Source organism: Nocardia sputi, from assembly GCF_023501985.1.
The window spans coordinates 108,986-132,793 of the sequence record NZ_JAMFLC010000025.1; the positions used below are offsets into that span (position 1 = coordinate 108,986).

2 protein-coding genes and 1 pseudogene are annotated in these 23,808 nt (G+C 69.4%); all 3 read left to right on the forward strand.

Annotated features, from left to right (window positions below; translation table 11 throughout):
* Positions 1-1,115: 1,115 nt before the first annotated feature.
* The gene (locus tag M8859_RS29625; protein ID WP_249645164.1) at positions 1,116-9,791 is read left to right on the forward strand and encodes an SDR family NAD(P)-dependent oxidoreductase; all 8,676 of its coding nucleotides are present in this window, start codon (positions 1,116-1,118) and stop codon (positions 9,789-9,791) included.
* Positions 9,701-15,484 (forward strand): annotated as a pseudogene (locus tag M8859_RS29630) (SDR family NAD(P)-dependent oxidoreductase); the annotation flags it as partial. The gene M8859_RS29625 and the pseudogene M8859_RS29630, both read left to right, overlap by 91 nt.
* Positions 15,485-15,542: 58 nt before the next feature.
* On the forward strand, positions 15,543-23,808 hold an 8,266-nt coding region (locus tag M8859_RS29635; RefSeq protein ID WP_249645166.1), incomplete at its 3' end, for a type I polyketide synthase.

Genomic DNA, 23,808 nt, shown 5'->3' on the forward strand with positions numbered 1-23,808 from the left:
AGTAGTGCGCACAACCTGGGACTTCTTCCATTGTGGCCGCGAAAGAATCTTCGCCGCACTTATACGATTCGGGACTCGACCGCACATTTTGTTCACCAATAGTTTCCGGTAACGGGCGTACGCGCTTGCCATGCCGTCGGGGTGTTCTGCGGGGATTCGATTGGAGATTATGCAGCGGGGACCGAGCATGAAGCCTTTCGCCGGAAGCGGGGGCCGCGTCGATTGTCAGCAACGTCGTTGTTACGGCCCTGAGCGGCGCGGTTCCAGAGTCGTTCCCGTGTGCTTCGGGCGGTTGCGGTGCGGGGTCGGTGCGGGATCCGCAGCGGCAGTGTAGGTCTCGGGTGGGGTTTGCTGATGAGGCTCATAAGCATACTTAAGCATGCGTTCTCGCATGACAATGCGTAAAGATGTTCGGCGCCGAGTGTTCGCGCCGAGTGTTCCGCACTGTGAGACCGGGTCCGATTCGCCGTTCGGCGGCTCGGTGGAGTCGCACCGAAACTGCCGAGCAAAGAGCGGTACGCGTATCACTTGCGGGAAGCCGGAGCGGCTGGCAGGCTAATCGTCAGCACGCGACTGGACGATCGTCCTGTCACTTTGCTCGCGGAAGAAAGATTGCGCATGAGCTTTGGTTTCGTCTTCTCAGCAATGGGAAACTGCACGCTCGCCACTGATAAAAGGTCGTGGTACATAGAGCGCTCTACAGTGTCGGCTTTCCCGTCAGTGCAGGTAGCGTCGAGATGTCCGTCTCGATAACCGCCGCGAAACATTCTCCTGCGGAATCGCCCGGTCGGATCGCTATCCACCGGGCGCGGCCGGCGTCCGAAGTCACCGCGTTCGGAGCGGCCTCGTACCCCCCGCCTCCGGTGGCGCCGAGCCGCTGCGCGATCCGGCGCCGCCGGATCCCGGGTCGCGTCGGCCGATACGGGCTTCTTCTTCCGAGCCGGTCCCAGGGCCACGGCCCTGGCGTGTGCGGTATCGGGCTGCTCGCCTGCGCCTCGACCGGCCACTTCGTCACCGATACCTGACCGAACGACGCGGTAGTTCTCACCAACCCGCGCCGCGCTGTTCGCGCGCCGGGTTTCTTTGTCGACCCTGCGATACCCGGGATGTGAAACGTGGACTCAAGCGCTGGTGACTCGTCCGACCGCATGTTGGAGTACTTGAAGAAGGTCACCGTCGAGCTCATGACGACTCGCGACGACCTGACCCGGTTGCGGGAGAAGATCGACGAGCCGATCGCGATCGTCGGGATGAGCTGCCGTTATCCGGGCGGTGTCGGGTCGCCGGAGCAGTTGTGGGATCTGGTCGCGGCGGAGGTGGACGCCGTCGGCGAGTTCCCGCCGGACCGGGGCTGGGACCTCGAGGGGCTGTTCGACCCGGACCCGGACCGGTTCGGAAAGGTGTACACGCGAGAGGGCGGCTTCCTGCGTAATGCCGGTGATTTCGATGCGGGTTTCTTCGGCATCGGACCTCGGGAAGCGGCGGCGACGGACCCGCAACAGCGGCTGCTGCTGGAGGCTTCCTGGGAGGCCTTGGAGAACGCCGGTATCGCCCCGACCTCCCTGCGTGGCACCGATACCGGCGTGTTCGCCGGTGTGATGTACGAGGACTACGAGCACACCGCCAGGGCAGCCGGACCGACCGCGGAGGGCTATGCGGGTATCGGTTCGACGGGCAGCGTGGTGTCCGGCCGGGTGGCCTACACGCTGGGGCTGGAAGGCCCCGCCGTGTCGGTGGACACAGCGTGCTCGTCATCGCTGGTGGCCATCCACCTGGCCTGCCAGGCGTTGCGTCGTGGTGAGACGTCGCTCGTGCTGGCCGGCGGTGTCACGGTGATGTCGACGCCGTTCCTGTTCATCGAGTTCTCCCGGCAGCGGGGGTTGTCGCGAGACGGTCGCTGTAAGGCGTTCGCGGCCTCGGCCGACGGGGTGGGCTGGGCCGAGGGCGTGGGTGTGCTGGTGCTGGAGCGTTTGTCGGATGCCAGGCGGTCGGGCCACGAGGTGCTGGCGGTGATCCGGGGTTCGGCGCTGAATCAGGATGGGGCGAGCAATGGTTTGACCGCTCCCAATGGTCCGTCGCAGGAACGTGTGATCGCGGCGGCACTGGCGGCCGCGGGGTTGGCCGCGGCGGATGTGGACGTTGTGGAGGCGCACGGGACGGGGACGTCACTGGGTGATCCGATCGAGGCGCAGGCGCTCATCGCCACTTACGGACAGCAGCGGGACGAACCTTTGCGGATCGGTTCCTTGAAATCGAATATCGGCCATTCGCAGGCAGCGGCCGGTGTGGGCGGTGTGATCAAGATGGTACAGGCGCTGCGGCACGGGATGTTGCCGAAGACGCTGCATGTGGACGCTCCGTCGCCGCATGTGGATTGGTCGGCGGGTTCGGTGCGGTTGTTGACCGAGGCGGAGCCCTGGCCCGCGGGGGAGCGGGTGCGTCGGGCGGGTGTGTCGTCGTTCGGGATCAGTGGGACGAACGCGCACGTCATCGTGGAGGAAGCACCTGGCCCAGCGGTCTCCGACGACGGCACGGCGGACAGTGACGGCGGCCCAGCCTGCGCCGCGACCGTCGTTCCGTTACTGGTGTCGGCGAAAACCGACGAGGCGCTTCGTGCCCAGGCGCAGCGATTGCACGGGTGGCTGCTCGAGCATCCGGAGGCCGACTCGTGGAGCGTGGCGGCCGCGCTGATAGAGACGAGGGCGCACTGGAACCGGCGCGCCGTCGTCGTCGGCCGCGATCGGGAGCACTTGCTGGCCGGGTTGGCGGACCTGGCGACCGGTGCCTCCGGCGGCGTGCTCGAAGGTGTGGCGGGACCGGGGAAGACGGCGTTCATGTTCACCGGTCAGGGTGCGCAGCGTGTCGGTATGGGGGCGGAGTTGTACGCGGCGTTCCCGGTGTTCGCGGCGGCGTTCGACGAATTGTGTGCCGAGTTCGATCGCGCGCTGGGGTCCGGGATTTCGTTGAAGGACGTTGTTCTGGGGGCGGCGGGCGAGGATCTGTTACACCGCACCGAGTACACCCAGCCTGCGCTGTTCGCCTACGAAGTGGCGTTGTTCCGGCTCATGGAGTCGTTCGGAGTCGTCCCGGATGTGCTGATCGGCCATTCGATCGGTGAGTTGGTCGCGGCGTATGTCGCGGGTGTGTGGTCGACGGCTGACGCGTGTGCGTTGGTGGCGGCGCGGGGGCGGCTGATGGGGGCGCTGCCCGAAGGCGGCGCCATGCTCGCCGCGGCGGTGACCGAACAGCGAGCCGTCGAGATCACGGCTGACTTAGGGGACCGGTTGTCGGTGGCGGCCGTGAACGGTCCGTTGTCGGTGGTGTTCTCCGGCGACGAGGGCGCCGTCGGGCAGGTCGAGCGCCAGCTGTCCGAGGAGGGGGTCAAGACCTCACGGCTGCGCGTCAGCCATGCGTTCCATTCCGCGCGGATGGATCCGATGCTGGCCGAATTCCGCGCCATCGCGCAGCGATTGACGTACCGGAAGGCCACGGTCGCTGTGGTGTCCAATGTCTCTGGCGTGTTCGCGGAAGACACGCTCATCGATCCGGACTACTGGGTCGAGCAACTGCGCGGTTGCGTACGGTTCGCGCCGGGGGTGGACGCTCTGGTGGCCGCCGGGGTCCGCCGCTTCGTCGAGGTCGGCCCCGACGCGGTGCTGGCGGCGACGGCACGGCGATGCCTGGCCGGACACCCCGAGGCCGAGGCCGAATCGATCGTGGCCGCAGCGTCCCGTCGTTCGGCCGACGAGGTGACGCAATACGTCACTATGCTCGCGCAAGCCCACATCGCTGGTGTCGAGGTCGACTGGCGCCCGCTGTTCGCGGGCCGGACACCGGCCCGCGTGTCGTTGCCTACGTATGCGTTCCAACGCCAGCGGTACTGGTTGGAACCACTCGGGATCGAGGCGTCGCTCAACTCATCGGACCATCCGATGCTCACCGGCGCCGTGCCGTTGGCGGGGCGGGACGAATGGCTGTTCACCGGCCGACTGTCGTTGCGGACGCACCCGTGGCTGGCCGACCACGTCGCCTTCGGGTCGGTGCTGCTACCGGGCACCGCCTTCGTGGAAATGGCGCTGACCGCTGGTGCCCGGCTCGGCACCGAGTTCGTCGACGAACTGTTGCTGGCAGCGCCGCTGCCGCTCACCGACGACGCCGCGATCGATATCCAGTTGACCGCCGGACCCGCCGACGAGGCGGGTGCGCGCCGGTTCGTTATCCATTCACGCGCGGTCGGGAACGGAGATGCGGATGCGGGGGAGTGGGTGCCGCATGCCAACGGAGTCCTCGCCCCCGCAGCGGAGCGTGTGCCTGCGTGGGTCGAATCGGCATGGCCGATCTCGGCGGAGGGTGCGCAATGGCCGCCGACGGAGGCCGAACCGGTGCCGGTCGACAGCCTGTACGACCAGTTGGCGCACCTGGGGTTCGATTACGGTCCGATGTTCCAGGGCGTGACGTCGGCTTGGCGCGACGGCGAAGACGTGTTCGCCGAAGTGGCGGTCCCGGCCGCATCCGGCGAGCCCGCACCGGCTTTCGGGATCCATCCCGCCCTGCTGGACGCCTCATTCCATGCCGCGATCACCGAGCTCGCGCAGGAAATGCCCGCAGGCAGGCTGCCGCTGCCGTTCTCGTTCGCCGGGGTGCGGCTGTACCGCGGCGGGGCGACCGCCGTACGAGTGCGTCTGGAACGGTCCGGAGCCGGACGAATCCGGGTGGCCGCCCTCGACGACACCGGTGCGCCCGTGCTGAGCATCGAAGCGCTCACCGCGCGCCCCGTGGATGCTAAGGCGCTCGACCGTGGAACCCGTCGCCGTGCATCCCTGTCGGATCTCGAATGGGTGCAGGTGCCCGCGGTCGCGGGCGGGATGGCCGCGACGGTCGCGCTGCTCGGTGACGCGCGTGTCGCGGGAACCGCTCGCCGCGTTGCGGAACCGGCCGATCTTCTCGGCGACCACACGCCGCCCGAGATCGCCGTCTGGTCGCCGGGCGGGGACGGTCGGGTCGTCGGCGATACGCCTTCACGGACACATCTCTGGGTGCGGTCGGCGCTGGAGTTGTTGCAGGCGTGGCAAGCCGAGGAACGCCTGCGCGATACCCGGCTGGTGATCCTGACCAGAGACTCCCTCGAGTTGCCGGGTGAAACTTCGGACGTGGCGGGTGCCGCGGTGGGCGGGCTGGTCCGCAGTGCCCAGGCAGAATATCCGGGCCGGTTCGTGCTGCTCGACGCTGCCACCGGGCAGGATCCGACGATCGAGGCCATCACAGCGGCGGCGGGCTCGGACGAGCCGCGGCTGGCCTGGCGCGGCGGTGCGCTGCGGGTCCCGCGGCTGCGCAGACAGCACGCGGCGGTGACGGTCGAGGCCGAGGTGTTCGGAGCAGGCGCGGTTCTGATCACCGGTGGCACAAGCGGTCTGGGGGCCGAGGTCGCCCGCCACGTCGTCGCGGCGCACGGTGTGCGACGCCTGGTGCTGGTGTCACGCCGGGGTGACCGCGCAGACGGGGTGGCCGCGCTGGTCAGCGAACTCACTGATGCGGGCGCGCAGGTGCGGGTGGCGGCCTGCGATGTCAGCGACCGTGCCGCGCTGGAGGCGCTGCTCGCCGAACTGCCCGGCGACTTCGCGCCGAGTGCGGTGATCCATTCCGCGGGCGTTCTGGACGACGCCACCATCGAGAACATGTCCGCCGACCGGCTCGACCGGGTGCTGGCGTCGAAGGCGGACGCCGCATGGCATCTACACGAGCTGACCTGTGATCGGGAACTCTCCGCCTTCGTCCTGTTCTCGTCCGTCGCCGGTGTGGTTGGCGCGCCCGGCCAAGGCAACTACGCCGCGGCGAACGCGTTTCTGGACGCGCTTGCGTCCGAGCGCCGGGCGTCGGGCCTGCCCGCGGTATCGATCGCGTGGGGATCGTGGAACCAGAGCAGCGGCATGACCAGCGGCCTGGAGGACGCTGCGCTGGCACGGATGGGCCGGCTGGGCGTGCGGCCGCTGGAGACGGCCGATGGTTTGGAGTTGTTCGATCGCGCGGTTGCCGCGCCGGTGCCCGTCGTCGTCGCGACCGAGTTCGACACCGAGGCCCTGGCAGTCCAAGCGCGCGAAGGCACCCTGCCGCGAATACTGCACTCGATCGTCCCGGTGCCGGTGCGGCGGGCCGCCGACACGGGCGCGACGTTGGCGCGCCGGCTGGCCGCGGCCCCGGCGCCGGAGCGCGCGGCAATTGTGCTGGACGTCGTACGCGAGCAGGTCGCAGGCGTGCTCGGGCACATCTCCGGCGATGCCATCGACCCCACCGCGCCGTTCAGCGAGATCGGGTTCGACTCTCTGGCGGGGGTCGAGTTCCGCAACCGGCTGGCCGCGGCCACCGGCCTACAACTGCCGTCGACGCTGGTCTTCGATCACCCGACCGCCGCGGCGGTGGCGGCATTCGTGCACTCGCGGGTGGGCGAGGCGACGGAGACCGAGGCGGGGCGGCCCGCGCGGATGGCGCGCCGGATCCGGACCGATGAGCCGATCGCGATCGTCGGGATGAGCTGCCGGTATCCGGGCGGTATCGCCTCGCCGGATGGCCTGTGGGAGCTGGTGGCTTCCGGCGCGGACGCGATCGGCGAGTTCCCCGCCGATCGCGGCTGGGATCTCGAGCGGCTGTTCGATCCCGACCCCGACCACCCGGGAACCTCCTATCTGGACCGAGGTGGGTTCCTCTCCGGCATGGCGGATTTCGACGCGGGCTTCTTCGGGATCGGTCCGCGCGAGGCGGCCGCGATGGATCCACAGCAACGGTTGCTCCTGGAGGCTTCGTGGGAAGCCCTGGAGCACGCCGGTATCGATCCGTCGTCACTGCGGGGCAGTGACACCGGCGTGTTCACCGGGGTCTCGTATCAGGACTACGAGGAGATCGCCAAGGCCGCGGGTCCGGTGACCGAAGGCTATATCGGTACCGGGTCGACGAGTAGCGTGCTGTCCGGTCGCGTGGCCTACACATTCGGATTCGAGGGCCCAGCCGTCACGGTCGACACCGCCTGCTCCTCCTCGCTGGTGGCTATCCATCTGGCTTGTCAGGCGCTGCGCCAAGGGGAGAGTTCGCTGGTGCTGGCCAGTGGCGCCCAGGTGATGTCGACACCGTTCATGTTCGTCGAGTTCTCGCGGCAGCGTGGGCTTTCGCGGGACGGACGGTGCAAGGCCTTCTCGGCTTCCGCCGATGGTGTCGGCTGGGCCGAAGGCGTGGGTGTGCTGGTGCTGGAGCGGCTGTCGGACGCGCGCCGGCTGGGTCACGACGTGCTCGCGGTCATCCGGGGTTCGGCGGTGAATCAAGACGGGGCGTCGAACGGTCTCACCGCCCCGAACGGTCCGTCGCAGGAACGGGTGATCGCGGCGGCGCTGGCCGGCGCCGGGCTGGCTCCCGAGGACGTGGACGCCGTGGAGGCCCACGGCACGGGCACACCGCTGGGTGACCCGATCGAAGCGCAGGCGCTGATGGCCGCCTACGGGCAGGGCCGTACCGAGCCGCTGTGGGTGGGGTCGTTGAAGTCGAATATCGGGCATGCCCAGGCCGCCGCCGGCATCGGTGGCGTGATCAAGATGGTGCAGGCGTTGCGGCACGAGATGCTGCCGAAGACGTTGCATGTGGACGCTCCATCGCCGCACGTGGACTGGTCGGCGGGGGCAGTGCGGTTGCTGACCGAACAGCGGCCCTGGTCGGGCTCGGTCGAGCGAGTGCGTCGGGCCGGTGTGTCCGCGTTCGGGATCAGTGGCACGAATGCCCATGTCATCGTGGAGGAAGCGCCTTCGGCCCCGCAGAGCGCGTCGGCGCGGAAATCGGTCGGCACGCCGCCCGCCGCGCCGGGGATTCCACTGCTGATTTCGGCGAAAACCGAGACGGGGCTGCGAGCACAAGCGGCTCGATTGCACGAGTGGATCGAGGCCCGGCCCGACGCCGACCCGGTGGACGTGGCCCATTCGCTACTGACGACGCGGGCCCGATTCGATCGGCGCGCGGCGGTGGTCGCGGGTGACCGCGAGGCGATGCTGGCCGGGCTGGCGGATCTGGCGATCGGTGCGGCGTCGCCGGGAGTGGCCGAGGGCCGCCCCGTCGGCGGGAGGATCGCGTTCTTGTTCACCGGGCAGGGGGCGCAGCGGGTCGGTATGGGCGCCGGGCTGTACGCGGCGTTCCCGGTCTTCGCGTCGGCGTTCGACGAACTGTGCGCCGAGTTCGACGGCCTGCTGGAATTCCCGGCGCCCGGAATATCGCTGAAGGACATCGTCTTCGGTGCCGCGGGCGTGGATCTCCTGCACCGCACGGAGTACACCCAGCCCGCGTTGTTCGCCTACGAGGCGGCGATGGTGCGGCTGATCGAGTCCTTCGGGATCACCCCGGATGTGCTCATCGGGCACTCGATCGGGGAACTGGTCGCCGCGTATGTGGCGGGGATGTGGTCGGCCGCCCACGCGTGCGCTGTGGTGGCCGCGCGCGGCAGGCTGATGGGCGCGTTGCCGGCCGGGGGCGCCATGCTGGCCGCCGCGATCTCCGAGGAGCGGGCCGCCGCCGCCATCGCCGGACATCGCGGCCGACTGTCTATCGCGGCGGTGAACGGGCCCGCGGCGATCGTGATCTCCGGTACCGAAGCGGCCGTCGCCGAGCTGGAAACAGCGCTGGCCGGGGAGGGGATCAAGACGTCGCGGCTGCGGGTCAGCCACGCGTTCCACTCGGCATTGATGGAACCGATGCTGCCGGAATTCGAGGCGATGGCCGCCGGCCTGGAGTACGGGAGCCCGCTGTTGCCGGTGGTGTCGAACGTGTTCGGTGTCGTCGGAGGCGAGGCGCTCGCCGACTCCCTGTACTGGGCCGGTCACGTCCGCGACACCGTCCGCTACGCGCCGGGGGTCGACACGCTGGTGGACCTGGGTGTCCGAAAGTTCTTCGAGGTCGGCCCCGATGCGGTGCTGACAGCGATGACCCGGCAGTGCCTGCCCGAGGAGGTCGGGTCCCGGTCCGTCGTGGCGGCGGCGAGCCGGCGCGGTGTCGATGAGGTGACGCACTTCCTGGCATTCCTGGCGCACGCACACAACGCGGGGATAGACGTGGACTGGGCGCCGTTGTTCGCGGGCCGGGATCCGATGCGGGTCTCGTTGCCAACGTATGCCTTTCAGCGTCAACGTTTTTGGCTGGATGCCGTAGGCGCGGGAGATGTCCGGGCCTCGGGCCTGGATGTCGTGGAGCATCCGCTGTTGAGTGCGGCCGTCTGGCTGCCGGACTCCGCGGGGGTCGTGCTGACGGGCCGGTTGTCGTTGTCGAGTCAGCCGTGGGTGGCCGATCACGTGATCGGCGGGACGGTGCTGCTGCCCGGTACGGCGTTCGTCGAGTTGGCGCTGCACGTCGGGGCGATGACCGATAGTCCGCGACTGGCCGATCTGGTGGTGACTGCGCCACTGGCCGTGCCGCCGGACGGCGCGGTCGAGCTGCGGGTGATGGCGACCGGGCACGATGATGCGGGCGCACGGGTTGTGTCGGTGTATTCGCGCCCGCAACGTGACAGCGGGCCGGGGCAGGCGGAGTGGGTTCGCCATGCGACGGGAACTCTTGTCGCGCAATCACCGTCGTCCGAGATCGGACAGGCAGTGATGACGGAGAGTTGGCCACCGGTCGGAGCCCTGCCGGTGGATATCGGCGATATCTACACGGATCTGGCCGCACGCGGCTACCGCTGCGCGGCGGCGATACCGGTGTGTTCGTCGGTGCGACTCCGTCCGGGTATGTCGAGCGGGTGGTCGGCGAACACGAAGGTTTTCGGATGACCGGCAATTCGGACAGCGTGATCTCCGGCCGTGTCGCCTACGTGTTCGGCTTGCAGGGACCGGCGATGACGGTGGACACCGCATGCTCGTCCTCACTGGTGGCGCTGCATCTGGCGGCCCAGGCGCTACGCCAGCGTGAGACGTCGCTTGCGCTGGCAGCCGGTGTCTCGATCTCGGGTAGCCCGGAGCTGTACGTGGACTTCGCGCGCCAGCGGGGTTTGTCGCCCGATGGGCGGTGCAAAGCGTTCGCGGCCTCGGCGGACGGTGTGGGGTGGGCCGAGGGTGTGGGTGTGCTGGTGTTGGAGCGGTTGTCGGATGCGCGGCGGTTGAATCATGATGTGCTGGCTGTTGTTCGAGGTTCGGCGGTGAATCAGGACGGTGCCAGCAACGGTTTGACCGCGCCGAACGGTCCGTCGCAGGAGCGTGTGATCGCGGCGGCACTGGCGGCGGCTGGGCTGGATCCGACTGATGTGGACGCGGTGGAGGCGCACGGCACAGGCACGCCGCTGGGTGATCCGATCGAGGCGCAGGCATTGATCTCCGCGTACGGGCAAGGGCGTGCGGAGCCGCTGAGGATCGGGTCGTTGAAGTCGAACATCGGGCACACGGTCGCGGCTTCGGGTGTCGGGGGCGTGATCAAGGTCGTGCAGGCGTTGCGGCATGAGATGTTGCCGAAGACGTTGCATGTGGATGCGCTCTCGCCACATGTGGATTGGTCGGCGGGGTCGGTGCGGGTGCTGACCGCGGCGGAACCCTGGCCTGCGGGGAAGCGGGTGCGCCGGGCGGGGGTGTCGTCGTTCGGGATCAGTGGCACCAATGCGCACGTGATCTTGGAGGAAGCGCCGACGCTCGCGCGGCAGGAAGAGTCGTCGCCAGAGGCCCCCGCGCCCGCGTCCGCGGCTGATGATCCGGTGGCCTGGCTGGTGTCGGCGAAATCCGAGGCAGCCTTGCGGGCCCAGGCGGCTCGGTTGCGGACCTGGCTGATCGAGCGTCCTGATGCTGATGCGCGCGCCGTCGCGCGTTCGTTGGTCGGCACACGTGCGCAGTTGGACTGGCGTGGCGCGGTGGTCGGCCGCGATCGGGAGCAGTTGCTGGCCGGGTTGGCGGATCTGGCGTCAGGGTCGGTGTCGTCGTCGGTGGTGTCCGGTGTGCCGGTCAAAGGTCGAACAGCGTTTCTTTTCACGGGTCAGGGTGCACAGCGGGTGGGGATGGGGGCGGGACTCTATCGGGCATTTCCGGTTTTCGCGGCGGCATTGGATGAGGTGTGTGCGGAGTTCGATCCGCTGTTGGGCAGGTCGCTGCGGGAAGTGATGTTCGCTGATCCGGTGGGGGTGTTGGATCGGACGGAGTTCACGCAGCCGGCGTTGTTCGCGTTCGAGGTGGCGTTGTTCCGGTTGGTGGAGTCGTTCGGGATCGCTCCGGATGTGTTGGTTGGGCATTCGATCGGTGAGCTGGTGGCGGCGTATGTGGCGGGGGTGTGGTCGCTTGCGGATGCGTGTGTGTTGGTGGCGGCGCGGGGTCGGTTGATGGGGGCGTTGCCGGAGGGCGGCGCAATGCTCGCAGCAGCCGTAACCGAGCAGCGCGCCGTCGAGATCGCGGCGGCATATGGGGATCGGTTGTCGGTGGCGGCCGTGAACGGTCCGTCCTCGGTGGTGTTGTCCGGTGACGCGGACGCCGTAGCGGAGGCACAGCGGCGGTTGTCCGACGAGGGAGTCAAGACGTCGCGGTTGCGGACGAGCCATGCGTTTCATTCCGCGCGCATGGACCCGATGCTGGCCGAGTTCAGCGCGGTCGCCGACAAGATGACCTACCGGGAGCCGCTGCTGCCGATCGTGTCGAATACGACCGGCGCCGTGGGCGACGCGTACACCGATTCCGCGTACTGGGTCGGACAGGTTCGTGCCGCGGTGCGGTTCGCACCCGCAATCCGGTCGCTCGCCGACCTGGGTGTTCGCCGAATCCTCGAAGTAGGACCCGACGCTGTGCTGACGGCCATGACCCACCAATGCCTGAGCGACGACGGCGATGGCACGGCCGGATGGCTGGTGTCACCGGCGGGTCGGCGCGGGTTCGACGAGGCGGCCTGGTTCGTGACGTTTCTGGCTCAGCTTCACATGGCCGGGATGGATGTGGACTGGGCGTCGTTGTTCGCGGGCAGCTCTGTTGCTCGAGTTCCGTTGCCGTCCTACGCCTTCCAGCGTCAGCGTTATTGGCTGGACACGCCCCGTTCGATTGCGGTGGGCAATGTCGAGCATCCGATCCTGATCGATGCGGTGCCGGTGGCAGGCAAGGACGAGTGGCTGTTCACCGGAAAGCTGTCGGACGCCCGTCATCGGTGGATCGCCGATCATGTCGTGTTCGGGACCGTGGTGGTGCCAGCGACGACATATCTGGAGTTGGCATCGGTGATTGGTGCGCGGCTGGGTGTGGAAATCGTCGAGGAACTGCTGCTGGACATTCCGCTGGGCATCGGGGACCGCGCTGTCGATCTGCAGGTCGGCGTCGGGGGGGCCGACCCGGATGGGCGACGACGCTTCACGATCTATTCCGGGGCCGAGCGAATCGAGGGTGCCGACGCGTGGGTACCGCACGCTCGCGGTGTGCTGGCTCCCCTCTCGACAGCGGGCACCGCGTCGAAATGGGATGAGCCGGTATGGCCGCCCGCGGGTGCGGAGGAACTCGATGTGCAGGCTCTGTATCGACGGATCGCCAGTTTGGGAATGGAATACGGTCCGGCGTTCCGTGGTGTGCGCACGGTGTGGCGGCGAGGGGAGGAGATGTTCGCCGAGGTGTCGTTGGACGAGGCGACGGCTGGGCAGGCGACAGGGTTCGGGATCCATCCGGCGTTGTTCGACGCGTGCCTGCATCCTGGGGTCGACTTCATCATGGAGGACGTCCCCGCGGGCCGGGTTCCGTTGCCGGTGTCGTTCAGCGGTGTGCGGTTGTCGCGGGCAGGTTCTCGGCCGGTCCGACTTCGCGCCGCGCTGCTCGGCAGCCATCGGATTCGGATGGATGTGGTAGATGAGTTCGGCGAACTGGTGGTGAGCGCGGACTCCGTGGTGGTGCATCCCGTCGAGCGGCGCACAGTGGACCGTATTCGTCCGGGTGGTGATTCGTCGTCGCTGTATGGCATCGAGTGGGTGCCGGTGACCCCAGGGCCTGCCGGGCCGGTGGAATCGATGGCGGTGCTCGGCGCCGGGAGCGTGACGGGGATCGATCATCGGTTCGCCGGCGTGCGCGAACTGGCGGCTGCCGATGACCGTGCTGGATCAGTCGTCTGGGTGATCGACGGCGACGAATCGGGCGTCGGGAATCTCGCACAGGCAAGTCGGCGGATCGTGCAAGAGACCCTGGAGCTGCTGCGGTCGTGGCTGTCGGAATCGCGGCTCGCCGAGACACGGCTGATCGTGGTGACGCGGAACGCGTCAGGCCTGTCAGGGGAGTCGCCCGATCTGGTCTCCGCGGCGGCGGCGGGGTTGCTGCGCAGCGCGCAAGCGGAGCACCCTGGCCGAATCGTGCTCCTCGATCGCGACAGCGAGATCGACGCCGGGATGGTGTCGGCGGTCATGGCCACCAGAGAGCCCCAAGTGGCGGTACGAAATGGTCGCTTGCTGGCGCCGCGGTTGCGCCGGCGGTCAGCACTCAGCGATACGAGCGGTCGCGCCTCGACACAGCCGGTTCCGGCCGGCATGTCGTTCGGGGCGGGGACGGTGATGGTGACCGGGGGCACCGGCGGGTTGGGTGCGCTCGTGGCGCGGCATTTGGTGACAGAACACGGAGTGCGCCGGATGTTGCTGGTATCGCGGCGGGGCCGCGACGCCGAGGGCGTAGCAGAGTTGGTCGCGGAGCTGTCGGCGCTTGACGCTGTGATCGACGTGGCGGCGTGCGATGTGGCGCATCGGGATGGCCTCGAGGCGGTACTGGCGGAAATCCCGTCGGAATTCCCGTTGTCCGGAATCGTCCATGCGGCGGGCGTAGTGGATGACGGCACCGTCGAGACCTTGACCGCTGGGCAAGTGGATCGGGTGTTCCGTCCGAAAGCGGACGGGGCGTGGTTGTTGCACGAATTGACCGGCGATTCAGATCTCTCCGCGTTCGTAGTGTTCACGTCGGTCGCCGGGGTGACCGGTTCGCCGGGACAAGGCAATTACGCTGCGGCGAATGCGTTCGCCGACGCGCTGGTTGAACTCCGGCGGGCGGCGGGCATGCCGGGTGTGTCGGTGGCCTGGGGCCCGTGGAACGCGAGCAGCGGGATGACCGGAGACCTGGGTGCGGCCGGATTGATGCGATTGCGGCGGTTGGGCGTTCGCCCGCTCGGCAAGGCGACCGGGCTGTCGATGTTCGACGCGGCAATGGTCGCGGACTCAGCCCTGGTGGTCGGTGCCGAATTCGATGCGGCGGGATTGGCGGAGCAAGCGGAGATGGGTGTGCTGCCTACGGTGCTCAGTTCGCTGGTGTCGGTGCCGGAGCCCGCGCGTGGGGACAGCGGGTCGCTGGTGAGGCGGCTGGCGTCGGCGTCGGTCGGCGAGCGCGATGAGGTCGCGCTGGCGGTGGTGCGTGAGCAGGCAGCCGCGGTATTGGGGCACGCCTCCGCCGAGGCGATCGATCCAGGGGCTCCGTTCACCGAGTTGGGTTTCGATTCGCTGGCGGGAGTCGAGTTCCGAAACCGGCTCGCCAAGTCCACCGGTTTGTCGCTGCCTTCCGCCGTTGTCTTCGATCACCCCACCGCTCGGGCACTGGCCGACTATCTTTCCGCCCGGATAGCCGAAACCATGCACACCACGGTGGGCACACACACCGTGCCGCGTATGGATTCCGGGATCCGGGGTGCGCTCACCGATCTGGTTCTGGCAGCGCACCGGCGCGGTCGAGTCGGCGCCGCGATACCGCTGCTACTGGAGAGCGCCAAGCTCGCCGACACGTTCGCGACCGCCGATGAGGTGCTCGTGCGGCCGACTCTCATCCCATTGAGCAGGGGCACATCCCGGCCCGCGCTGATCTGCGTGCCGTCGTTCGTGGTCGGTACCGGACCGCATCAGTTCGGTCGGCTGGCGCGCGAGCTCGGTGCCGACCGCACGATTGCCGCGCTGCGCCTTCCCGGGACCCAGCCTGGGGAACCGCTGCCCGGCTCATGGGATGCGTTGCTGGACTGTCTGGCGATGGCCGTGGCAGAGGTCGGCGACCGGCAGCCGATCGTTCTCGTCGGCTATTCGGCGGGCGGTGTGATCGCGCAGGCGCTGGCACATCGCCTCGAGCGGAGCGGGCGCGGGCCTGCGGGGGTGATCTTGCTCGACTCCTATTCGCCCGACGATGCTGAGCACAACCATCGGGTCCTCGCGAGTGCGGTCGGCTCCGTGCTCGACCTGGACCACGAGGTCACCGAGATCGGTGATCATGGCTTGGTCGCCATGGCGAAGTACGCGCAGATATTCGACGAACGGCAACCCGTGTCGATCACCGCGCCGACGTTCGATCTGCGGGCATCGACACCGCTGCCCGGGCTGGATGATATCGCCGAACTGGCGCCCGCGTGGCTGCACGCCGGCAAGACGGTCGAAATCGAGGCGGACCATTTCTCGATCATCGGAGCGGCGTCGTCCGCGGCGGCGGACGAGATACGGCACTGGCTCGCCGAACTCGGCGACGCCGAGTCGAGCACGATCGTGACGCCTGGCATCGAAGAAGCGAGATAGAGGAATTCCCATGGTTGAACCAGCGAGTGATATCGCCATTGTCGGAATGTCGTGCAGGATGCCGGGAGCTTCCGACCTCGAGCACTTCTGGCGATTGCTGCGCGAGGGCCGCGATGCCGTCGGATCGGCTCCCGCCGACCGCCCCGGAATCGATGAGACGGCGGGATTCCTCGATTCGGCAACAGAATTCGACGCCGACTTCTTCGGCGTGCCGCCGAACGAAGCGCATTCGCTCGATCCCCAACAGCTACTCGGCCTCGAACTGAGCTGGGAAGCGTTGGAAGACGCCGGATTCGGCGACCGCGCGGGGACGCGAGCAGGCGTGTTCTTGGGTTGCACCGGCACCGATTTCGCCGAAATTGTCGCGTTACGAGGAAAATCCAGCATCGGTCGGCATTCGCTGTGGGCGGTCGGTCGAGGAGTTACCGCTAACCGAATCTCGAATTACTACGGGTTCACCGGACCGAGCTTGGTCGTCGACAGCGGGCAGTCCTCGTCCTTGGTCGCGGTGCACCTGGCCTGCGAGTCGGTCCGCGCCGGTGATTGCGATGTGGCCGTGGCAGGCGGGTTGAATCTCATCCTGTCTCCGTTGAGTGGTGAACGGTACGAACAGTTCGGCGCGCATTCGGCGACGGGGAAATGCCACACCTTCGATGACCGGGCCGACGGCACCGTACGCGGCGAAGGCGGCGGCATGATCGTGCTCGAGCCGGTGGCGCGTGCGATCGCGGCGGGACACCGGATCTACGCCGTGATCCGCGGCAGCGCCGTCAACAACGGCAACGAGCGGCAGGTGTTGAGCGCACCCAGCGCCGCTACCCAGGCCGCCGTCATCCGGGCCGCTCTGACGGCGGCCCGGATCGACGGCTCATCGGTGCAGTACGTGGAGCTGCACGGCACCGGTACGCCCGCGGGCGACCCGGTGGAGGCGGCAGCTCTGGGCGAAACATACGGGGCGGGCCGTCCGGCGGGTGAGCCGCTCGCCGTGGGGTCGGTCAAAACCAATATCGGGCATCTGGAAGGCGCCGCGGGAATCGCGGGTTTGATCAAGACCGCACTGTGCCTGCGGCACGGACAGCTGGCGCCCAGCTTGAACTTCCGCAATCCCAATCCCCGGATCCCGCTGGAAGACCTGAGGCTCCGGGTGCAGACCAGCACGCAGCCATGGGCAGACGATGTGCCTCGCCGGGCCGGTGTCTCGTCGTTCGGCATGGGCGGAACGAACGCGCACGTAATCCTCGAGCAGGCGCCTGCCACGGCTGCCGTCGAGGTGGCCGGCACCAGCGGCGAGCCACGGCCCGCAGTGTGGGTTCTGTCGGCTCGGAGCCGAGAAGCCTTGCGGGAGCAGGCTGTTCGTTTGCGCGAGTGGCTGGCGGACGGCCCGCAAGCCGGTGTCGCCGAGGTGGCGTACTCGCTCGCCCATACCCGGACTCCGTTGGAGTGGCGGGCAGCGGTCGTGGGGTCCGGCGCCGATCGGATGAGCGCAGGGCTCGCCGCCCTGACCGAACCGGCGCCGGCGCTCGGCGATCCAACTGTGATGTCCGGCCGGGCCGCCGCGCGCCGGGTGGTGTTCGTGTTCCCGGGCCAGGGCAGCCAATGGGTGGGAATGGGCGCGGAACTGCTGGTGTCGGACGAGGTCTTCGCGGCATCGATCGCGGACTGCGAGGCGGCGCTGGCGCCGTTCGTGGACTGGTCGTTGACCGAGGTGCTGCGGGGGACACCGGGCGCCGCCTCGTTGGATCGCGTGGATGTGGTGCAGCCGGTCCTGTTCGCGATGCTGGTATCGCTGGCACGGCGGTGGCAGGCGGCCGGGGTGCGACCGTCCGCCGTGGTGGGGCATTCCCAGGGCGAGATCGCCGCCGCGGTGGTGGCCGGTGGATTGTCGCTCGAGGACGGGGCGCGCGTGGTGGCCTTGCGGTCACGCGCGGTCGCGGAACTGCTGGCGGGATCGGGCGGTATGGCGTCGGTCGGCTTGCCTGGCGACGCGGTCGCGGACCGGCTGGCGGCCTTCGGTGGCCGGTTGTCGGTGGCGGCGGTGAATGCCCCCGGCCAGACCGTGGTGTCCGGGGCGGCCGACGCGATCGAGCAATTCCTCGCCGATTGCGCGGCCGAGGGGATCTGGGCGAAACGTATTCCGGTGGACTATGCGTCGCACTCGGCGGCGGTGGAACGGATTCGCGGCCGGGTGCTGGCCGATCTGGCTCCGATCCGGCCGAAAACCGGCGATATTCCGTTTCTCTCGACGGTGACGGCCGAGTTCGTGGACACGGCCGGGCTGGACGCGGCGTACTGGTATCGCGGGTTGCGCGAGCAGGTGCGCTTCGCCGAGGCGATCGAGGCGTTGCTGAGCGCGGAGATGACCGCGTTCGTGGAGACGAGTCCGCATCCGGTGGTCGCCTCGGCGATCGAACTGGTGGCTGCGGCACTGGGCGCGGCCGACCGGGTGGCGGTGTGCGGGACCCTGCGGCGTGGTCACGGTGGACCCGAGGAGTTCGCCGCGGCATGGGCCCGGGCCTACTGTGCGGGTATCGACGCGCTGGCGGCGGAGTTGGCCCCGCCCGCCGCGCGAGTGGACCTGCCGGTCTACGCGTTTCAGCGCCGCCGTTGCTGGACGCCGGAGGCCGGCTCCGGCGCGGGTGCGGCGGATATGCGCCGCGCCGGGCTGATCGCGCCCGCCCATCCGATTCTGGGCGCCGCCGTGGCGGTGGCGGAGCGCGACGAATGGCTGTTCACCGGGCTGCTGGCCCCCGACACACACCGCTGGCTGGCGGATCATGTCGTCTTCGGGGCGCCCGCGGTCCCCGCGGCGGTATGGCTCGAGGCCGCGTTGAGCGTGGGCGTCTGGGTGGGCGCCGCGGAGGTCGAGGAACTGCGGGTCGAGACGCCGCTGCCCGCTAACCTGCCGTGGGCGATCCAGTTGCGCGTGGCGGCGGCCGGCGAGAGCGGGCGGCGGGCGTTCACCGTCCACGCCCGCCCGGCCACCGAGGACGACCACGCCGCTGTGGAATGGTCGCGGTGCGCGCAAGGGATGCTTGCCGGAGACCGCGATGAGCTCCCCGTCCCGCCGGGCGTCGAGTGGCCCCCCATCGGAGCCGAGCCGTTGGCCGCCGAAGAACTATACGACCGGCTGGCTGGTCGTGGGCTCGGCTACGGCGTGGCGTTCCAGGGAGTCACGGCGTCGTGGCTGCGAGGCGGCGAAGTGTTCGCCGAGGTGTCGCTCGATGAGGCGGTGGGCGATCAGGGCCGGTTCGGTATCCATCCCGCGCTGCTCGACGCCATGGCGCACGCCGCGACGGATCTACTGGCCGACGACTCGCCCACCCGGACCGCGATGCCGTTGTCGTTCAGCGGCGTTCGGCTGTACCGCAACGGGGTCGCCGCCGCACGGGTGCGGATCGAGCGTCTCGGTGACGACACCATGCGCGTGACGGCAATGTCCCCGGACGGCGACCCGGTGCTCATGATCGGGTCGCTGCGGCTTCGCAGTGTCGATCGGATGGTGGACGAGCCGCAGTCGGCGGCGGCCGCGGCTGCGCCCGTTGTTCCCGCCCGCCGCAGGCGTGCCGCGGTGGAGGGGCCGCTGGCGCCGCGGCTGTTCGCCGTCCCGGAGCCGGAGCGCGACGCGCTGGTGTTGAAAGTCGTCGCCGAGCAGGCCGCGGCGGTACTCGGTTACGAGTCGGCCGAGGCCGTTCCCGCCGATCTGCCGTTCACGGCGTTCGGATTCGACTCGCTGAGCGGAGTTCAGTTGCGCGACCGGCTGGTCACTGCCACCGGGCTGGCCCTGCCCGCGACGCTGATGTTCGACTACCCGACGCCCACCGCGGTGGCGCGGCTGGTGCGCGCCCGGCTCGAAGGGGTGGATCTCGCCGGGCCGCGCACCGTGCGCCGTGCTCGATCCGACGAGCCGATCGCCATCGTCGGGATCGGCTGCCGTTTCCCCGGCGGTGTCGGGTCGGCCGAGGACATGTGGCGTCTCGTCGCGTCCGGAAGCGACGTGATCACGCCGTTTCCCGAGGACCGGGGGTGGGATCTGGAGCGGCTGTTGCATCCCGATCCGGATGAGCCTGGCACGGTCTATATCCGGGAAGGCGGATTCCTGGCCGCCGCGGCGGATTTCGACGCCGGGTTCTTCGGGATCGGGCCGCGTGAGGCGGCGGCGATGGATCCGCAGCAACGGCTGATGCTGGAGGTCGCCTGGGAGGCGCTGGAGGACGCGGGCCTCGACCCTGCCGCGCTACGCGGTACGGACACCGGCGTGTACGTCGGCGCCTGCGCCTCGGGCTACGCGGAGGGCGTGACGGGGGAGTACGAAGGTTTCCGGCTGACGGGGACGTCGCACAGCGTGATCTCCGGCCGCGTGGCCTACGCCTTCGGGCTGGAAGGTCCGGCGGTCACGGTCGATACCGCCTGCTCCTCCTCGCTGGTAGCCATCCATCTGGCCTGTCAGGCACTCCGTCAGGGCGAGACCTCCCTGGCGCTGGCCGGTGGGGTCAGTATCTCGGCGAGTCCGGCGCTGTACGTCGACTTCGCGCGCCAGCGGGGCTTGGCCGCGGATGCGCGGTGCAAGCCGTTCTCCGCCGCGGCCGACGGCGTGACCTGGTCCGAGGGTGTCGGCGTGCTCGTCGTCGAACGCCTCGCAGACGCCCGTCGCCTCGGGCACCCGGTACTGGCGGTCGTGCGCGGTAGCGCGATCAACCAGGACGGTGCGAGCAACGGCCTGACCGCGCCGAACGGTCCGTCGCAGGAACGGGTGATCGCGGCGGCGCTGGCCGACGCGGGGTTGACGCCGACGGATGTGGACGCGGTCGAGGCGCACGGCACCGGTACCGCCCTGGGCGATCCGATCGAAGCGCAGGCGCTCATCGCCGCATACGGCGCCGAGCGGGCGGAACCGCTGCGCATCGGATCGGTGAAATCCAATATCGGTCACGCCGTCGCGGCCGCGGGTGTCGGTGGTGTGATCAAGATGGTGCAGGCGTTGCGGCACGAAACCCTGCCGAAGTCATTGCATCTCGCCGCGCCGAGCCCGCATGTGGACTGGTCGGCGGGCTCGGTGCGGCTGTTGAGCGAGCCGGAGCCCTGGCCGGCCGGCGGCCGGGTACGTCGTGCCGGGGTGTCGTCGTTCGGGATGAGCGGGACGAACGCGCACCTCATCCTGGAAGAGGCGCCGACGGGTCCGGCCGAAAGACCCCGCCCCGCGGCCGAGCCGGGTGATCGTGATCGGGGTGTCCGGACGTGGACCGTATCCGCGCGCACCCCGGCAGCCCTGCGAGCGCAGGCCGTTCGGCTCACCGAATGGCTGACCGCGCGGGACGACGTGAACGTGGCGGATGTGGCGCACACACTGCTGCGCCACCGCGCGCAGCTGGAATATCGCGCCGCGGTCCTCGGGCGCGAACTCGATGATCTGCGGTCCGGGCTCGCGAGTTTGGCCGGACCCGCGACCGCCGAGAGCGATCTCGTGGTCACCGGCCGGGCCGCGCCGCGGCGGGTGGCGTTCGTGTTCCCGGGTCAGGGCAGCCAGTGGCCTGCGATGGGCGCCGAACTGCTCGCCGCGAACCAGGTTTTCGCCGGCTCGATCGCGGAATGCGAGGCGGCGCTGGCGCCGTTCGTGAACTGGTCGTTGACCTCGGTGCTGCGGGGGGAGCCGGGCGCGGCATCGTTGGACCGGGTGGATGTGGTGCAGCCCGCGCTTTTCGGGGTGCTGGTGTCGCTGGCGCGAGTGTGGCGGGCGAGCGGGGTGGAGCCCGCTGCGGTCGTGGGGCACTCGCAGGGTGAGATCGCGGCGGCCGTGGTCGCGGGCGGGCTTTCACTCGCCGACGGTGCGCGTGTGGTCGCCGTCCGGTCCCGGATCGTGGCCGAGGAACTGGCGGGAGCCGGCGGCATGGTGTCGGTCGGGTTGGCGGCGGACGCGGTCGCGGATCGGTTGACCCGGTTCGGGGACCGATTGTCCGTGGCGGCGGTGAACGGGCCGGGGCAAACCGTGGTGTCGGGGGAGACGGCGGCCGTGGAGGAATTCATGGCGGCCTGCGCGACCGACGGCGTGTGGGCGAAACGGATCCCGGTGGACTACGCGTCGCATTCGGCCGCGGTGGAGTCCATCCGCGATCGGGTCCTGGCGGAGCTGGCTCCGGTCGCGCCGGTACCCGGGTCGGTGCCGTTCTTCTCGACCGTGTCCGCGGACTACGTCGACACCGCGATGCTGGACGCCGCCTATTGGTATCGCGGCCTGCGCGAGCCCGTCCGGTTCGCCGAGGCGGTCGAAACGCTGCAACGCGCGGGTGTGAACGCCTTCATCGAGGTCAGCCCGCACCCGGTGCTGACGGTCGGGATCGAGCTGACGGCGGACGCCCTTGGCGGGTCCGGCCGTGTGGCCGTCCTCGGCACCTTGAAACGCGAACACGGGGGGCCGGAACAGCTCTCGCTCGCGCTGGCGCGCGCCTATTGTGCCGGTATCGACGTGGCGGCGCCGGTATTGGCGCCCGTCGCGACCCGGGTGGATCTGCCGCGTTACGCCTTCGAGCACAGGCGGCATTGGCTGGTGCCCGGCGGTGCGCCGGATATCCGGCAGTCGGGCCTGGATGAGGTGGCGCATCCGTTGCTGGCGGCGATGGTGCGGTTGCCGGACACCGACGAGGCGGTGTTCACCGGCAGGCTGTCGCGGGCGGCATATCCGTGGCTGTCCGATCACGCTGTCGCGGGTGTGGCCTTGCTTCCCGGCGCCGCCTTCGTGGAACTCGTCCTGCATGTCGGCGCGGTGGTCGAATGCATGTGGTTGTCGGAACTGGTGCTCGAGGCGCCCCTGGTGGTTCCGTCGTCGGGGACCGTCGAGCTACGGGTGGTGGCCGGCGCTCCGGACGAGTCACGCACCCGCCGGGTGTGGGTGTACTCACGAACGGAGGAGGCCGCATCTCGCGCCGAGCGCGGTCCGGCCGACCGGATCTCGGACGGGAACTCACCGCGGTGGGTCCGGCACGCCGCCGCCACGATCACCGCCGAAACGGATGCGGCTGTGGCCTCGGTCGTGGCCGTGCGCCCACCGGCCGGTGTGGCCGCGGTCGATATCGCCGGTGTTTACGCGGAACTGGCCGAGCGTGGCTACGAATACGGCCCTGTGTTCCAGGGGCTGACCGCCCTGTGGCGCGGTGACGGCGAAGTCTTCGCCGAAGTGACGCTGCCGGAACCGGGCCGCGCCGGGATCGCCGAATTCGCACTGCATCCGGCGCTGCTGGACGCGGCGCTGCATTCGGTTCTGCTTGGTGGGCTCGCATCCGACGCGCCGGAGGGGACGGTCGCGGTGCCGTTCTCCTGGGAGAACGTCAGGTTGTATGCGACGGGAGCGACCGCGCTGCGGGTCCACGCGGCTGTGTCCGGGTCCACGGGCGCAGGACCTCGGATCGCGGTGACCCTCACCGATACCTCCGGCATGCCGGTGGCCGAGGTGGGCGCGTTGACTATGCGCCCGATCCCGGTGGAGGCACTCGGACGTTCCCGGCCGCGGAGCGAGGGACTCGGCTACCTGGTGGAGTGGGTCGCGTCGCCCGAGCCGGAAGATGCAGCCCCGGCCAACGCGGTCTGGGGTGAAGCCGAGGACGGCGAGACAGTGACGATCGCGGGGCGGGTGGCGACGGTGATCCGGCTCGATGAGGCTGCCGACCGCGCTCTGCCGGGAGTGGCACGTGATGTGGTGACCGCGGTGACCACGCGGGTGCAGCGGCTGCTGGATCGGGAGGACCCGATCGTCGTGGTCACCCGGCGGGCCGTAGCGGTGCATCCCGGCGAGCCGGTGGATCTGTCCGCGGGTGCGGCGTGGGGGTTGCTGCGCACCGCCCAGAGCGAGCACCCGGACCGGATCCTCCTCGTCGACGTCGACGATTGGGCCGGTTACCGGCACGGTGTCGGCCTCGCGATGACTACAAGCGCCGAACCCCAGTTCGCCGTCCGTCGTGGTATCGCGCACGTCCCGCGCCTGCGACGGGCCGCCGACGACATCGGGAACGCGAGTGTGGCGATGCGGGCTCCGGCGTGGGCACTGACCCACCATGGCAGGGGCACCCTGACCGGCGACAACCTGACGCTGGTCGAGACGACGGAGGCATTGCGGGCCCTGGCCCCCGGCGAGGTCCGGGTGGCCCTGCGGGCGGCCGGTCTCAATTTCCGCGATGCCCTGATCGCCCTGGGCATGTATCCGCAGCCCGACGCTGTGTTGGGTGTGGAGGGTGCTGGTGTGGTGGTGGAGGTGGGTGCGGGTGTGTCGGGGTTGGTGCCTGGTGATCGGGTTTTCGGGTTTGTGACGGGTGTGGGGTCGGTGGTGGTGGCCGATC